The sequence below is a fragment of the Mesorhizobium sp. LNJC391B00 genome (assembly GCF_000502535.1).
Classification (GTDB): domain Bacteria; phylum Pseudomonadota; class Alphaproteobacteria; order Rhizobiales; family Rhizobiaceae; genus Mesorhizobium.
Window position 1 is genome coordinate 145,711 of record NZ_AYWI01000014.1, and the last position, 14,151, is coordinate 159,861.

Consider the following 14,151-nt stretch of genomic DNA (forward strand, 5'->3'; position numbering starts at 1 on the left):
GAAAGTCAGCGCGACGACCACACCGCAAACAGATCGCCTTCGGCCGGCGTCGCGGCATGGATGCCGCGGCTGATGGCGCGCGCCATGGTGGCGCCGGCGGCGGCAAAGAAATCGACGGCATCGTCGGCACTGAGTTCTATGCCGCTCTTCCCCGTCGCCAGCGCGAACACCAGATCGCCGTCGGCCGGCGTGTGCACCGGCCAGATGGCGCGCACGAAGCCGTCATGCGCTGAAATGGCCAGCCGCTTGGCTGCTGCCTTGGACAGCACGGCATCGGTGGCGATGACGGCGATGGTGGTGTTGCCACCGGCCTCGGCTTGTCCACCGACACGCTTGTCGCGGTATTTCAACAGGATCCGCCTAGCATCGTCCGGCATTGGCGAGGGATAACCAAGCCCGCCGAACTCATCGCCGATCTCGAAGGGCGCCGCCCAGAAATAGCGTGTACGGGCAATCGTCACCGAGCCGGTCGGGTTGGCGGCGGCCAGCGCGCCGATGGTGATGCCGCTGTCGAGCACGGTCGAGGCCGAGCCGAGGCCGCCCTTCAGCCCGGAGCTTAGCGCGCCGGTGCCGGCGCCAATTGTGCCGAGCGGAAATTCGACTGTTGCCGCCTGGGCGGCTTCGTAGCCGAGGTCGCGGTAGGGAGGATAACGGCCCCAATCCTTGTCGCCGCCGTTGCGCAGGTCAAACAGGATCGCCGCCGGCACGATCGGCACGCGAAAGCCGCCGACATCGATGCCTATGCCGTTTTCACGCAACGCCGCCTGCACGCCCGATGCGGCGTCGAGGCCGAAGGCCGAACCGCCCGAAAGAACCACGGCATGGACCGCCTCGATGGAATTGTGCGGTTCGAGCAGGTCGGTCTCGCGCGTGCCCGGCGCGCCGCCGAGGATCTGCACGCCACCGACCGCCGGTTCATCGCACAGCACGGTCGTGACGCCCGATTTCAACCTTGCGTCCGACGCGTTGCCGACGCGCAGGCCGGCGACATCGGTGATCAGATTGCGCGGCCCGGTGCGAAACATCAATTCGTCTCCGCCGGCACGAAACGCGTCCCGTCGAAGCGGAAGGCGCGATAGAGGTTTTGGCTCAGATCGCCTTTGTCGTCGAACCGCAGCGGGCCGATCGCGGTGGTGAAATCATGCCCGGTTAGCGCGTCGGCCAGCCCCTTGCCCGAGGTCTCGGGCGCGGCCGGGGCCGAGGCCGCCTTGGCAATCTCCACCGCCGCATAGGCCGGCAAGGCATAGCCATCCGGCGCGATGTTTTTGGCCGTAAACGCCGCCAGCACCGTGGGATCGGCGACATCGGCCCATTCCGGCGGCGCGATCATCAGCGTGCCGACGGCGTAAGGCACATCGCCGGGTGGCGTGCGCAAATTCTCGCCGCCGGCAAAGACGATGCCGGCCTCGAGCTGGCCGGCGTCGCGGCCCATAATGGCGATGTCGTCGCCGTCGCCACCAGCAAAGACATGCGTGGCGCCTGATTTCTTAAGCCGGCCAATCAGCCCGATCTGGTTGTCGAGCTGCGGCCGGAACGTGTCTGTGAAGACCGGCCTCAGCGCCGCCTGTTCGGCCGCTGCGCGCAGCGTCTCGGCGATTTCGCGGCCATAGATGGTCCCGTCATCGACGATGGCGAACAATTCGCTCTGCCACAGCCGGGTCAGGATGCCGGCCACCGCATTGCGCTCGTCGTCGCCGCGTGGCCCCAGCCGGTAGACCGGCCAGCCGGTTTTGGCGCGGCGGTCGGTCAGGCTTTCGGTGCGCACGCCAACGGTGATGACCGGTATGTTGGCGTCCTTGAGGATCGGCAGCGCCGCCTGGATCGCCTCGGTGCAGAGGAAGCCGACGACGATATCGACCTTCGCAGCGGCGAATTCCCTGGCGGCGGCAGCCCCGCCATCGGCGGTGCAGGCATCGTCGACCGTCTTGATCTCGGCGCCGTTGGCTTCTGCTGCCAGGGCAGCACCCGCCTCGATCTGCTTGCCAAGTATCGCCGACGGACCGGACAGGGGTGCGGCGACGCCGACAAGCAAAGTCTGCGCGCCGGCGCTTGCCGGCAGCAGCCAGAGCAGTGCCGCTATTACAGCTGTTAGGGGTCGCATTCTGACGACGAATTCCTCCGTGCCGGTCGCATGCTTCCAGCGTCTCTTGTGCCAAGACCTAAAGGCTGCCCGCCCCAGGCGCAACACGGGAATTGCGGATTGGCGTCAACCACTTCGCTTGTGGCCTATTGTGTGCCGCCATATATAACGCTTGGGTTCCCGCTTATGGAAAATCATCGGTGTTGAAGTTGAACGACATAGGGCCTCAGGCCTATCGCGACGCGATGGCGCATTTTGCCGGCCACGTCCATGTGGTGACCACCGACGGGCCCGCCGGCAAACGCGGCACGACGGTGATTGCCGCCTGTTCGGTGTCGGACACGCCGCCGACGGTTCTCGTCTGTCTCAACCGCGAGAATGCCAAGAACGAGCTGTTCGTGCAAAACGGCCGGTTTGCGCTGAACACGCTGGCTTCGCACCAGCAGCCGCTATCAGTGGCGTTTTCAGGCCTGACCGGGCTGTCGGCCGATGAGCGTTTCGCGCTTGGCGAGTGGGATGTCATATCGACGGGCGCGCCTACCCTGAAGGGCGCTCTTGCGGTTTTCGACTGCGAATTGATGGACACCAAGGATCTCGCCACCCATCGTGTGCTTTTTGGCAAGGTGACAGGCCTGCGGATGGGCGATAATTTGCGGCCGCTGATCTACCACGCCCGCGACTACCACGTGCTGCAGAGCGGAGCAGAGGCGGCAACGGAGAAAGAATGACCGAGCTGAAACCGCGCCCCGCGCCGCGGACGATCGACGAAACGCTCGATCTCCTGACCGGCGCGGACTATGTCGCGGACCGCTCGCTCGCAACGGTGCTGTTCCTGTCGCTGCGCATGCAGCGGCCGCTCTTCCTCGAGGGCGAGGCCGGCGTCGGCAAGACCGAGATCGCCAAGGTGCTGGCGCAGGCACTCGGCCGCCGGCTGATCCGCCTGCAATGCTATGAAGGGCTCGACGTCTCGTCCGCTGTCTATGAGTGGAATTACGCCGCGCAGATGATAGAGATCCGCATGGAGGAGGCGGCAGGCTCGGTCGACCGCTCCGACATGGAGCGCAATGTCTTTTCCGAAAAATACCTGATCCGCCGGCCGGTGCTCGATGCGCTGACCGGCAAGGCGGGTGCGGCCCCGGTGTTCCTGATCGATGAGCTCGACCGCACCGACGAAGCCTTCGAGGCGTTCCTGCTCGAAATCCTGTCCGATTTCCAGGTGACGGTGCCCGAGCTTGGCACGATCAAGGCGGAGGAGCCGCCGATCGTCATCATCACCACCAACCGCACCCGCGAAATCCACGACGCGCTGAAGCGGCGCTGCCTCTATCACTGGGTCGACTATCCCAATGCCGAGCGCGAGCTGGAGATCGTGCGCCGCAAGGTGCCGCAGGCCAACAGCCGACTTTCCGCGGAAGTGGTGTCGTTCATCCAGAAGCTGCGCCGGGTCGAGCTGTTCAAGGCGCCGGGTGTCGCCGAAACCATCGACTGGGCCGGCGCGCTGACCGAACTCGACAAGGTGGCGCTCGATCCCGAGACCGTCTCCGACACGATCGGCGTTTTGTTGAAATACCAGGACGACATTGCCCGCATCGGCGCGGGCGAGGGCCGGCGCATCCTCGATGAGGTCAAGGCCGAACTGGCGGCGGCGGAGTAGGGCAGTGAAGGCGCCGGGTGCTTACCCCAAAGAGACCGACCCCAGAGAGGCGACGGAAGACGGGCGCATCGCCGACAACATTGTCTATTTCGCCCGCACGTTGCGCAAATCCGGCATGCGGGTCGGGCCGGCTTCGGTCAAGGATGGGATCGAGGCGGTGCTTGCAGCCGGCATCGGTTCGCGCGACGATTTCTACTGGACGCTGCATGCCGTGCTGGTGTCGCGGCACGAGGATCACCCTGTTTTCGACGAAGCCTTCCGGCTGTTCTGGAAATCGCGCGAGCTGATCGAGAAACTTCTGGTGATGTTCTCGCCGGTGGCGCCCGACACCAGGGAGAAGCAAAAGCCGCGCGCGGCAGAAAACCGCGTCAGCCAGGCCATGTTCGAAGGCCACGAGAAGAATCGGCCGGTCAGGGAAATCCCGGAGATCGAAGTCGACGCCCGGCTAACCTTCTCCGGGAATGAAGTGCTGCGCGGCAAGGACTTTGCCCAGATGAATGCCGACGAGATGGCAGACGCCAAGAAGGCGATTGCCCGGCTGCGGCTGCCGTTCGACATGGTCCGTACCCGACGCTTCAAGGCAGACCTGCATGGCCGCCGTATCGATCCACGCGCCATGATGCGCTCGGCCGCGCGCACCGGCGGCGAACTGATCCTGCCGAAATTCCGCTCAGCCCGCGAAGTGCATCCGCCGCTGGTGGTTCTCGCCGATATCTCCGGTTCGATGAGCCAGTACACGCGCATCTTCCTGCACTTTCTGCATGCGCTGACCGAAAAACGGCGGCGCGTGCACACCTTCGTCTTCGGCACGCGACTGACCAATCTCACGCGGCAGATGCGCCATCGCGACCCCGATGCCGCCCTTGCCGACTGCTCGGCGGCGGTGAAGGACTGGTCGGGCGGCACCCGCATCGGCGATACGCTGGCGGAGTTCAACAAGCACTGGTCACGCCGCGTGCTCGGGCAGGGCGCGGTGGTGCTTTTGATCACCGACGGTTTGGAGCGCGACGATGTTTCCGGCCTGTCGGAGGAGATGGATCGCCTGCACAAAACCTGCCGGCGGCTGATCTGGCTGAATCCCCTATTGCGCTTCGACGGTTTCGAGGCCCGCGCCCGCGGCGTCAGAGCGATGCTGCCTCATGTCGACGAGTTCCGCTCGGTGCACAATCTCGATGCGCTGGCCGACCTCTGCGCCTCGCTGGACAAGAAATCCGCCGCTTCGGTCGATCCGCGTCGCTGGCTGGACGCTGGTGTCAGGCGCGCCGCATAGCCATATTGGATTCCGAAAACAGGCTCCCAGAGAAAACAGACTTTGAGGCAAGCGATCATGGACAACAGCATCTATCTCGATGAGGCCCGCGACCCCTTGATCATCGCGGAAGGTTGGATGAAGGACGGCAAGGATGTTGCCATCGCCACGGTGGTCGAGACCTGGGGTTCGGCGCCGAGGCCGGTCGGCAGCCACTTGGTCATCGACGCCGAAGGCAATTTCCACGGCTCGGTCTCGGGCGGCTGCGTCGAGGGTGCTGTGGTGAGCGAGGCGATGGACGTCATCGACTCGGGGAAAGCGAAGATGCTGGAGTTCGGCGTTGCCGACGAAACCGCCTGGCAGGTCGGCCTGTCCTGCGGCGGCCGCATCAAGGTCTATGTGGAGCGGCTTGGTTAGGCATGGATCCCTACGCTCTCAAAACGCTCAATGCCGAACGCCGGGCCCGCCGCGCCGCGATCCTGGTCACCGATCTCGGCGACGGCCGCGACCGCATCGTGCGCGAAGGCGACCAGGTTGCCGGGGAACTCGGGCAAGCGATCGCCAAGGCATTTCGCACCGGCAATTCCGGTTCGGTCGAGGCTGAAGGGCGCACCTTCTTCCTCAACGCGCATTTGCCGCAGCCGCGCCTGGTGGTAGTCGGCGCCGTCCATATCAGTCAGGCGCTGGCGCCGATGGCCAGGATCGCCGGCTATCCCTTGGAGATCGTCGATCCGCGCACCGCCTTCGCCACCCCGGACCGTTTTCCCGATGTAGCCCTGCATGCCGAATGGCCGGAGGATGTGGTGAAGCGCCAGCCGCTCGACAGCTATACGGCGCTCGCCGCCGTCACCCATGATCCGAAGATCGACGATTTCGCACTGAAGGCCGCGCTCGACGCCAACTGTTTCTATGTCGGCGCACTCGGCAGCCGCAAAACACACGCCAGGCGCGTCGAGCGCCTGCTGGCGCTCGGCGCCAGCGCCGACCAGATCGCCCGCATCCACGCACCGATCGGTATCGACATTGGCGCGGCGAGCCCGGCCGAGATCGCCGTCGCCATCCTGGCGCAGACGATCCACGCCTTTCGCTCGCGCGGTCTCGAAGCCAAAGGCGCGGCGGCGTGAAGTTCGGGCCGATCGCGATCGATCAGGCGCAAGGCGCGGTGCTGGCGCATGCCACGACGGCGGGCGAGCGGCGTTTCCGCAAGGCGCACAGGCTGAGCACGCAGGACGTGGCGGTGCTGAAGGCGGCCGGCATTACCGAGATCGTCGTGGCGGTGCTTGCCGCCGATGACCTCAGCGAGGATGCGGCGGCCGAAAAGATTGCTGCCAGCATGGCCCACCGCAACATCGAGGCAAAACCGGCCGCGACCGGCCGCGTCAACCTCCATGCCAAGGCCGCCGGTCTCTTCACCGTCGATGCCGCCATGATCGACGCCATCAATGCGGTCGACCCGACCATCACCATCGCCACGCTGGCGCAGCACGCACCTGTCGAGACGGGGCAAATGGTGGCGACGGTCAAGATCATCCCGTTCGCTGTTGCCACGGCTCTGGTCGACAAGGTGACGAAGATCTGCGCCGGCGGCGAGATCTTCGCCGTCAACGCCTACCATCCGGTGCGCATCGGCGTCATTCAGACGATGCTGCCCGGCATCAAGCCCAGCGTGCTCGACAAAACGCTGCGCGTCACCGAAGCGCGGCTGGCACGCTCCGGCGCCCGGCTGACGACGGAGCGCCGCACGCCGCACGAGATTGCGCCCGTCGCCGATGCAGCGGCCGCGCTGGCGCGCGACAACGACATGGTGGTGATCTTCGGCGCCTCGGCGATGAGCGATTTCAACGATGTCGTTCCGGCGGCGATCGAGGCAGCAGGTGGCACGGTGATCCGCGCGGGCATGCCCGTCGATCCCGGCAATCTGCTGGTGCTGGGCACGCTCGACGGCAAGCGCGTCATCGGCGCGCCCGGTTGCGCCCGCAGCCCCAAGGAGAACGGTTTCGATTGGGTGCTCGACAGGCTGATCGCCGGTCTCGACGTCACCGCCAAGGACATCGCCGGCATGGGCGTTGGCGGCCTCTTGATGGAAATCCCGACCAGGCCGCAGCCGCGCGAGCCGCTGCCGGCGAGAGCCGGGCTGAAGGTCGAGATCGTGCTTCTGGCCGCCGGTCGCTCCAGCCGCATGGGCGGGCCGAACAAGCTTCTGGCGCTGTTCGACGGCAAGCCGCTGGTGCGCCGCACCGCTGAACGGGCGCTCGATTCCAAGGCTTCTGCCACCGTTGTCGTCACCGGCCATCAGCGCGAGCGGGTGCACGCCGCTCTCTCGGGCCTCGACGTGATCTTTGCCGACAACCCGGATTTTGCCGACGGCCTGTCCTCGTCTCTAAAAGCCGGCATTGCCCGCGTTGGAGCCGAGGCGGCCGGCGCCATGATCGTCCTCGGCGACATGCCGGGTATCTCATCGGCCGATCTCGACCGGTTGATCGAGGCCTTCCGTAGGGACGGCGGCCGCTCAGTGGTGCGTGCCGCCCATGACGGCCGCCGCGGCAATCCGGTGCTGCTGCCACGCGCGCTGTTTGGAGGGATCGCTCACCTCGAGGGCGACACCGGCGCCCGCCATCTGGTCGAGGCCGAGGGACTGGATGTCGTCGACGTCGAGATCGGCGACGGCGCGTCGATCGATGTCGACACCCGCGAGGCGCTGGAAGACGCCGGCGGCGTGTTGCAGGATTGACAAAGCGAAGCCGAAAAACGCATGCCATGCAGTATGGCTCTCTCTTTACTTGCCTTAGCGCTTCTACCCCCCTCTGGCCTGCCGGCCATCTCCCCCTCAAGGGGGGAGATCAGCAGCCTCGATGGCGGCGTCTATCCTGCAGCTTTGAAGATTGGCGGAAGGCGGCGTGATATCCAATCTCCCCCCTTGAGGGGGAGATGGCCGGCAGGCCAGAGGGGGGCGGCCGCGCTCCATAGCCTTCTGATTTCGCTCTTTTTCCTGTTCTCCGCCTCTCACGCCGACGCCCTCGAACTAAAACCCTACAAGGATGACCTCTTCGCCTATCCGGCGACGCTCTCGTCCACGGACAAAGGCGCCTACACCGTCATCGACTATCGCGAGATGCGCGACATCAACGACCGCGACGAAGTGCCGGAAAAGCGCGTGCAGGCTAAGTATACCGACACCGGCGTGCGCAAGGTGCAGCGGGATTTGATGCTGAAAACCGATGCCGGCGATGTCAGGCATGTCGCCGTAGGCAAGACCGAAGGCGCCGGTATCATCGTGCTTTACCTGCACGGGCAGGGCGGCAGCCGCAAGCAGGGCGTCGACGACTTCACCTTCGGCGGCAACTTCAACCGAATCAAGAACCTGATGGCCGGCAATGGCGGCCTCTATCTCTCACCCGATTTCACCGATTTCGGCGACAAGGGCGCGGCCCAGGTCGCGGCGCTGATCGGCCACTATGCCGAGGCCTCGCCGGACGCGAAAATCTTCGTCGCCTGTGGCTCGATGGGCGGCGCGCTGTGCTGGAAGCTGGCCGGCCGCAGCGATACGGGACGGCGCATCAACGGGCTGCTGCTGCTCGGCTCGCTGTGGGATGACAGTTTCCTGTCGAGCCCGGCCTACAGGCGCCATGTGCCGGTGTTCTTCGGCCAGGGCAGCAAGGACCCGGTCTTTCCCGTGGAGAAGCAGGAGGCCTTCTTCCGCTCCATCATTGCGAACTCGAAAGCCTATCCGACCCGGTTCGTCCGGTTCGAGACCGGCACCCATGGCACGCCGATCCGCATGGTAGACTGGCGCCAAACGTTGAACTGGATGCTGTCGAAAGCGCCCTGAGGCATATGGCCCCGAGGTGCCCGTTGGTTTTGGCGATCATGGTTCGGCCGATATCCTTACTGGGGTAGGCTGATATGATCCAACAGATCGGAAGCACAGCGATGGACGCCCACCCCTTCAAGATCCAAATTCCGAACGAACAACTTGAAGATCTCCAGCGCCGGCTTAGCGCAACACGATGGCCAATTCCGCTAAGCGAAGCGGGCTGGAGCGATGGGGCCGAGCTGCCGTTCATCAAGCGCCTTGCGGATTACTGGCGAGACCGCTTCGACTGGAGAGTGCAAGAGGCGCGGCTGAACCGGCTGCCGCAATATCTGACGAGGCTGAACAACCTAGATGTCCACTTTGTCCACCAGCCAGGCAACGGACCGGCGCCGCTGCCGCTGATCATAACGCATGGCTGGCCCGGCTCGTTCATCGAAATGGAACACGTCATTCCATTGCTGGCAGACCCAGCTGCCCATGGTGGTGACCCGGCCGACGCTTTCCACGTGGTAGTTCCCTCCTTGCCCGGATACGGCTTTTCCCAGGCGCCGACGGAACCAGGCTTCCATTCCGGCCGTATCGCGGAGTTATGGGTACAGTTGATGCGGGGGCTCGGCTACGACCGCTTCGCTTCCCAAGGAGGCGACATCGGCGCGGGCGTTTCCGCCTGGATGGCACGGCTCCATTCCGAAAGCGTGCTTGGCGTCCACGTCAATTACATTCCCGGGAGCTATCGGCCACCCTTGGGTGCAGGTCTGCCACCTGTCACCGTTGAGGAGCAGGCCTTTCTGGAAAAGGCCGCGGCCTGGACGGCAACGGAGGGCGCCTATGCCCATCTGCAGGGCACGAAGCCTCAGACGCTTGCTTATGCTCTGACAGACTCGCCGATCGGTCTCGCAGCCTGGATGATCGAGAAGTTCCGTAGCTGGAGCGATTGCGACGGTGACGTGGAGCGCACCTTCGGCATGGACACGCTCCTTACGGATGTTTCTCTCTATTGGTTCAGCAACGCGCTCACCTCGTCCTTGCGACTCTACAAGGAGAATCGACTGTTCCCTCTTGCGTTCGAGACGCTGGAACGCGTTTCGCCGCCATTTGGGGTAGCGCTTTTCCCTCGCGAGTTGCCGATGCCGCCTCGATCCTGGGTGGCGCGGGTCTTTGACGTTCAGCGATGGACATCGATGCCGCGAGGCGGCCATTTCGCTGCGCTGGAGGAACCGAGTCTTCTGGTCGAGGACATTCGCGCCTTCTTCCGGCCGATGCGTTCCCGGCCTGAAACGAGAAGGCGAATGTGAAGGACTGCTTGAGCGCGGCGGTTCCTGGTAAGATCCCTACGGCGCGGTGTTGTAGTCGACCACCGTCTGCGGGTTCTCCTCGCCATCGTAAGACGCGTCCACATCATATTGGACGAGGGAGAAATCGCCGTTACGGAACAGGTATATCCCCTTGTCCGAGGCGTCGCCGATGCCGCGCCATTTGTTGAACGTGGTCAGCGTCTTGGCGTCTTCGTCATATTCGGAATTGGCCGCCCAGCCGGTTGTGCGGAAGCCCATGATATCCATGCCCAGCAGTTTGCCGTCGCTGTCATTGTTCTCGTAACGGATATCCATTTCGGGCTCGGTGAACTGCAACTGCCGCACGCCCGATACTTCGTCGGTCATGTAGTAGACCGAACTTGCGTTATAGGCTGCCGCTTGGCAGTAGAACTCGAAAAGCCGCGTTTCCTTGTCGGGATCGCTGGCAGCCGCGTCCTTTGCCTTGTATTTGATCGAAAAGATGTTCGGCTCCTCGCCGAGAAACTGCTTGTCACACTGATCGCCATAATCGGCGGCGAACAGTTTCTTCACCTGCTCGAGTGCGGTGTCCTTCTTCGGTGGCGGCGGCCCGTCACCACAGCTTGGCGGCAGCGCCTCCTCGAAATCGGCCTTGGACGGCTTCAGCGCGCCCTTGTCGATGAAGATCGGGCGGAATGGCGGGGCCTGGATCTGAGCGCTGACCTGGCGCAGCGTGTAGCAGCCGGCGAAAACTGCTTCCTTGCCGTCCTTGTCGGTGGCGCGGATGGCGACCGGAACGCTGTAATAGATGCTGCCGGCCGCACCTTCATCGGAAATGGCGCCGGTTTCCACGTCGACCTTGTCGGTGCCGTCATAGCCCTTGACGAAGGTATCGAAATCCTTTGCCGGCTTGGTGTCGCCGTAGTAAGCCCAGGCGCGGGCGAATTCGTGCCGGTTGATGGCGCTGTAGAGCGAGCGGATGACGGCTGCGGCATCCGACCTGTCATCGACGTAAGGGGCTTGGTCATCGGCTGCCGGTTCATCGTCGGCGAACACAGCCTGGCCGGATGCGGCAAGGGAGCAAAAGGCGGCCGCTGCCAGAAAGACGCGTCTCATCGGAGAATCTCCACCACGAAAGGAGCCTATCATAGAGATTGCGGCGACGTGGTGACGCTTGAAGAATCGCCCGGGAAGGCGCTACGTCCCGCGGTCGGCGCTTCAGCCGCAATGGAGATTTGACGTGACACTATCGATGTATGAAGCCTCGGTGCCGGTGTTTTCGGCCAGGCTGAAGGCGCTGTCCGGCGTGCTGTCGGCCGCCGAACAGAATGCAACTGAACGCAAGATCGACCCGCAGGTGTTTTTGACCGCGAGGTTGGCGCCCGACATGTACGCACTGGTCAGGCAGGTGCAGGTTGCCACCGACCACGCCAAGGGCGCGCCATCACGGCTGGCCCGTCGCGAAGTGCCGAAATACGAAGACAATGAAGCGACCTTCGCCGAGTTGCAGGCGCGCCTGACCAAGACGCTCGATCTGCTGGCGTCATTCTCAGCCGCCGAATTCGAGGGTTCGGATGAAAGGGTGGTCGAACTGAAGTTTGGCCAGCGCGAAGCCTCGATGCCAGGCATGCAGTATCTGCTGCATGTCGCCATGCCCAACTTCTATTTCCACGTGACCACCGCCTACGACATCCTGCGCCACAATGGCGTGCCGCTGACCAAGGGCGCCTATCTCGGTAATCGTTGACGAATTGCGCGTTGCGAGGTTTCCCGGCCGCTGCCGGGAAACCTCGTATGACGCTGGTTCAGCGCCAAGGCTTACTCAACGCAGTGACATTTCGCGCGCGATGCGTGGGAAATCGGCCGGCTTGACGCCGATGTCGGCGCGGTCGGCATTGCTCATCGAGTGCAGCAGTGCCAGGGCGGAACGATAACGCTGATGCTCCTGCGGACGCGGACGGGCAAACATTTCAGTGAAGAACCCCATGATTCGGCCCCTTGTTGATCCTCCACGGCGCCGAGTATAGGAAAATTGTGAAGATTGTGCAGTGCAGCATTTGCATGGCAGCCATGCCAAGCGATTTTTTTTCGGCACAATTGCCGCGTGCGCTGAAACTTGTGGCGCATCCCCACCGTATGCATAGACGCTGGCACATGGCCGGCTTTTCCTCGCCACTCCTGGCGAATTTCCGGACTGCATGCAAATGCAGTCCGGCTTTTTGTTGGGTCTTGCGCATCGCCAACCGGGCCCGCCCAAACCTCGCAAACGCCTAAACTGGTTAAGATCAGCGGCATTCATTTTTAACGAGCCGGTTCTATGCTGCGACCGGCTCTGTTCGCACGCTTAAACGAGGGGGAGGCTGACATCGGCGCCAAGCGGGATTTCGCTTCCTTGCTCGACGATCTGTTCGTTGCCTCCGACAAGGATGAGGCGGCGGAAGAGACGAGCGCCCGGCCGTCGATCCCGTTCGACTATCTCTCCGTGGCCGACGAGCTTCATTCCGGCCGCATCAAGGTCTCGGGCGAAACATTCGCCGCCGAATACCGCGAGGCGGGAGCCGATCTGGCCGCAGAATTCGCGGCCCTTCTCGATCATGCCAAGCTGGCGCTGGCCGGCGAGGAGGCAAAGCCCGAGGAAAAGCTGCCGCCGATCGACCCTGACGCGATCGCCGTCGAGCTCGGCCTCGATCATCCCGTCAAGAACGCCGATCTCGGCCGCATGCGCCGCAGCTTCGCCTTCGCCAACCACCCCGACCGCGTCGCGCCGCATCTGCGCCAGCGCGCCATGATCCGCATGCAGGTGGCCAATATGCTGATCGATGAGGCCAAGCGGCGCGCGCTGGCCGGCGTCCGGCGCTGACTTTTCCAGGGTTCACGCAAAAGTCGGGTTCCCTGAGGGTTGGAGAGCGGCGCCGCTTTCCCTATACATGCGGCTTCCTTCCCGCGCTGTCCGCGCAAACCTCCCGCCGGAGAAACCCCATGCACAAACGCCGTCTCGGTCGGACCGATCTTCTTGTTACCCAGATCTGCCTGGGGTCGATGACCTGGGGCGAGCAGAACACCGAGGCCGAAGGCCATGCGCAGATGGATCTGGCCTTTGAGCGCGGTGTGAATTTCATCGACACCGCCGAGCTCTACCCGATCCCGCCCAAAGAGGAGACTCAAGGACGGACGGAGAAGTTCATCGGCAGCTGGATGAAGGCCAACGGCAACCGCGACAAGGTCATCCTGGCCTCGAAAGTGGTCGGCCGCACCGCCAACAGCTGGTTCCGCGGCGGCCGTCCGTCGAAGCTGGTGCGCGCCGACATCTTTGACGCCATCGACAAATCGCTGGCCAAGCTCGGCACCGACTATCTTGATCTCTATCAGATCCATTGGCCGGAACGTGACATTCCCTGGGGCGCCAATCCGACCCGCGTGGGTGCTGTGCCGCGCCGTGCCGACGCCGTTGGCGCGCCGGCCGGCGAGACGCCGATCGCCGAGACACTCGCCGTCTTCGAGGAGCTGGTGAAGGCGGGAAAGATCCGCCATCTCGGCCTGTCGAACGAGAACTCCTGGGGCGTCATGCGCTTCATTGCCGAGGCCGACAAGGGCGTCGGCCCGCGCATCGTTTCGCTGCAGAACGCCTACAATCTGGTCAACCGCACCTTTGAGGTGAACCTCGCCGAAGTCTGCGACCGCGAAGAGGTTGGCTTTCTCGCCTATTCGCCGCTGGCGCAAGGCTATCTCACCGGCAAATACGACCATGGCGCGCGACCGCAAGGCTCGCGCTCGCAGCTGTTCAACCGCGGCCAGCGCTACGAGACGCCGAATGCCGCGGAAGCGCAGCTCGCATACAACGAACTGGCGCGCTCCTTCGGCCTTGAACCTGCGCTGTTTGCCAACGCCTATGTCGCCAGCCGGCCGTTCGTCACCTCCAGCATCATCGGCGCGACGACGATTGCCCAGCTTGAGATGGCGCTGTCGTCAGCCGACGTGACCTGGACCGACGAGATGCAGAAGGGCGTGGATGCGATCCACCAGCGCGTCGGCAATCCGTGCCCATAAGCAGACCGTTTGGCCGGGATTGCCGAGCAAAGA

Annotated in this window: 15 protein-coding genes; 11 read left to right on the plus strand and 4 right to left on the minus strand. The window is 64.0% G+C overall.

All coding sequences use genetic code 11. From position 1 onward, the window contains the following. Positions 1 to 5 precede the first annotated feature (5 nt). Positions 6 to 1,025, minus strand: a complete 1,020-nt coding sequence (locus X750_RS138855) for a P1 family peptidase (protein ID WP_023748570.1) — start codon at positions 1,023 to 1,025, stop codon at positions 6 to 8. Then, a complete protein-coding gene (locus X750_RS138850) occupies positions 1,025 to 2,101 on the minus strand; it encodes a branched-chain amino acid ABC transporter substrate-binding protein (RefSeq protein ID WP_023748571.1) in 1,077 nt (358 codons plus the stop codon). Before X750_RS138850 ends, X750_RS138855 begins: the two co-directional genes overlap by 1 nt. A 179-nt stretch (positions 2,102 to 2,280) precedes the next feature. Between X750_RS138850 and X750_RS138845 the strand changes: the two genes are divergently transcribed. The 8 genes from X750_RS138845 to X750_RS138810 all read left to right on the plus strand — a co-directional run bounded on the left by X750_RS138845 (position 2,281) and on the right by X750_RS138810 (position 10,092). Continuing rightward, a complete protein-coding gene (locus tag X750_RS138845) occupies positions 2,281 to 2,808 on the plus strand; it encodes a flavin reductase (protein ID WP_023700848.1) in 528 nt (175 codons plus the stop codon). Continuing rightward, on the plus strand, positions 2,805 to 3,734 hold the full coding sequence (locus X750_RS138840; protein ID WP_023700847.1) for a MoxR family ATPase: 930 nt from the start codon (positions 2,805 to 2,807) through the stop codon (positions 3,732 to 3,734). The genes X750_RS138845 and X750_RS138840 overlap by 4 nt, the downstream gene beginning before the upstream one ends. A gap of 4 nt (positions 3,735 to 3,738) precedes the next feature. Continuing rightward, the gene (locus X750_RS138835; RefSeq protein ID WP_023748572.1) at positions 3,739 to 5,004 is read left to right on the plus strand and encodes a VWA domain-containing protein; all 1,266 of its coding nucleotides are present in this window, start codon (positions 3,739 to 3,741) and stop codon (positions 5,002 to 5,004) included. Between the two features lie 57 nt (positions 5,005 to 5,061). Then, entirely contained in the window at positions 5,062 to 5,400 is a 339-nt protein-coding gene (locus X750_RS138830; RefSeq protein ID WP_023700845.1) for an XdhC family protein, read from the plus strand. A 2-nt stretch (positions 5,401 to 5,402) separates the two neighbouring features. After that, positions 5,403 to 6,107, plus strand: coding sequence for an XdhC family protein (locus tag X750_RS138825; protein WP_023748573.1), 705 nt, complete (start codon positions 5,403 to 5,405; stop codon positions 6,105 to 6,107). Beyond that, positions 6,104 to 7,714, plus strand: coding sequence for a molybdopterin-binding/glycosyltransferase family 2 protein (locus tag X750_RS138820; protein ID WP_023748574.1), 1,611 nt, complete (start codon positions 6,104 to 6,106; stop codon positions 7,712 to 7,714). Before X750_RS138825 ends, X750_RS138820 begins: the two co-directional genes overlap by 4 nt. Before the next feature lie 186 nt (positions 7,715 to 7,900). Continuing rightward, positions 7,901 to 8,812 (plus strand): alpha/beta hydrolase, encoded by a 912-nt coding sequence (locus tag X750_RS138815; RefSeq protein ID WP_245259854.1) that lies wholly within the window; start codon positions 7,901 to 7,903, stop codon positions 8,810 to 8,812. Between the two features lie 74 nt (positions 8,813 to 8,886). Continuing rightward, positions 8,887 to 10,092 (plus strand): epoxide hydrolase family protein, encoded by a 1,206-nt coding sequence (locus X750_RS138810; RefSeq protein ID WP_245259855.1) that lies wholly within the window; start codon positions 8,887 to 8,889, stop codon positions 10,090 to 10,092. Positions 10,093 to 10,128: 36 nt separating this feature from the next. On the opposite strand, the gene X750_RS138805 is transcribed toward X750_RS138810, so the two are convergent. Then, positions 10,129 to 11,187: a DUF1176 domain-containing protein gene (locus X750_RS138805; RefSeq protein WP_023748577.1), complete on the minus strand. Its 1,059-nt coding sequence runs from the start codon at positions 11,185 to 11,187 to the stop codon at positions 10,129 to 10,131. 124 nt (positions 11,188 to 11,311) lie between these two features. Here X750_RS138805 and X750_RS138800 point away from each other — a divergent pair, with 124 nt between their 5' ends. Next, positions 11,312 to 11,818, plus strand: a complete 507-nt coding sequence (locus tag X750_RS138800) for a DUF1993 family protein (RefSeq protein ID WP_023690171.1) — start codon at positions 11,312 to 11,314, stop codon at positions 11,816 to 11,818. A gap of 75 nt (positions 11,819 to 11,893) precedes the next feature. Here X750_RS138800 and X750_RS1000000165115 read toward each other — a convergent pair whose 3' ends face one another. Beyond that, a complete protein-coding gene (locus tag X750_RS1000000165115; RefSeq protein ID WP_023690170.1) occupies positions 11,894 to 12,058 on the minus strand; it encodes a hypothetical protein in 165 nt (54 codons plus the stop codon). Positions 12,059 to 12,388: 330 nt separating this feature from the next. Between X750_RS1000000165115 and X750_RS138795 the strand changes: the two genes are divergently transcribed. Beyond that, positions 12,389 to 12,931, plus strand: coding sequence for a hypothetical protein (locus tag X750_RS138795; protein ID WP_023706484.1), 543 nt, complete (start codon positions 12,389 to 12,391; stop codon positions 12,929 to 12,931). A 119-nt stretch (positions 12,932 to 13,050) separates the two neighbouring features. Next, the gene (locus tag X750_RS138790; RefSeq protein WP_023745986.1) at positions 13,051 to 14,118 is read left to right on the plus strand and encodes an aldo/keto reductase; all 1,068 of its coding nucleotides are present in this window, start codon (positions 13,051 to 13,053) and stop codon (positions 14,116 to 14,118) included. The last annotated feature ends 33 nt before the right edge of the window (positions 14,119 to 14,151 follow it).

What these genes read in the sequence shown, in the direction of transcription:
- X750_RS138855 (WP_023748570.1), bottom strand. Translation starts at nt 1,025, where the DNA reads ATGTTTCGCACCGGGCCGCGCAATCTGATCACCGATGTCGCCGGCCTG.
- X750_RS138850 (WP_023748571.1), bottom strand. Translation starts at nt 2,101, where the DNA reads ATGCGACCCCTAACAGCTGTAATAGCGGCACTGCTCTGGCTGCTGCCG.
- X750_RS138840 (WP_023700847.1), top strand. Translation starts at nt 2,805, where the DNA reads ATGACCGAGCTGAAACCGCGCCCCGCGCCGCGGACGATCGACGAAACG.
- X750_RS138830 (WP_023700845.1), top strand. Translation starts at nt 5,062, where the DNA reads ATGGACAACAGCATCTATCTCGATGAGGCCCGCGACCCCTTGATCATC.
- X750_RS138825 (WP_023748573.1), top strand. Translation starts at nt 5,403, where the DNA reads ATGGATCCCTACGCTCTCAAAACGCTCAATGCCGAACGCCGGGCCCGC.
- X750_RS138810 (WP_245259855.1), top strand. Translation starts at nt 8,887, where the DNA reads ATGATCCAACAGATCGGAAGCACAGCGATGGACGCCCACCCCTTCAAG.
- X750_RS138805 (WP_023748577.1), bottom strand. Translation starts at nt 11,187, where the DNA reads ATGAGACGCGTCTTTCTGGCAGCGGCCGCCTTTTGCTCCCTTGCCGCA.
- X750_RS1000000165115 (WP_023690170.1), bottom strand. Translation starts at nt 12,058, where the DNA reads ATGGGGTTCTTCACTGAAATGTTTGCCCGTCCGCGTCCGCAGGAGCAT.
- X750_RS138795 (WP_023706484.1), top strand. Translation starts at nt 12,389, where the DNA reads ATGCTGCGACCGGCTCTGTTCGCACGCTTAAACGAGGGGGAGGCTGAC.
- X750_RS138790 (WP_023745986.1), top strand. Translation starts at nt 13,051, where the DNA reads ATGCACAAACGCCGTCTCGGTCGGACCGATCTTCTTGTTACCCAGATC.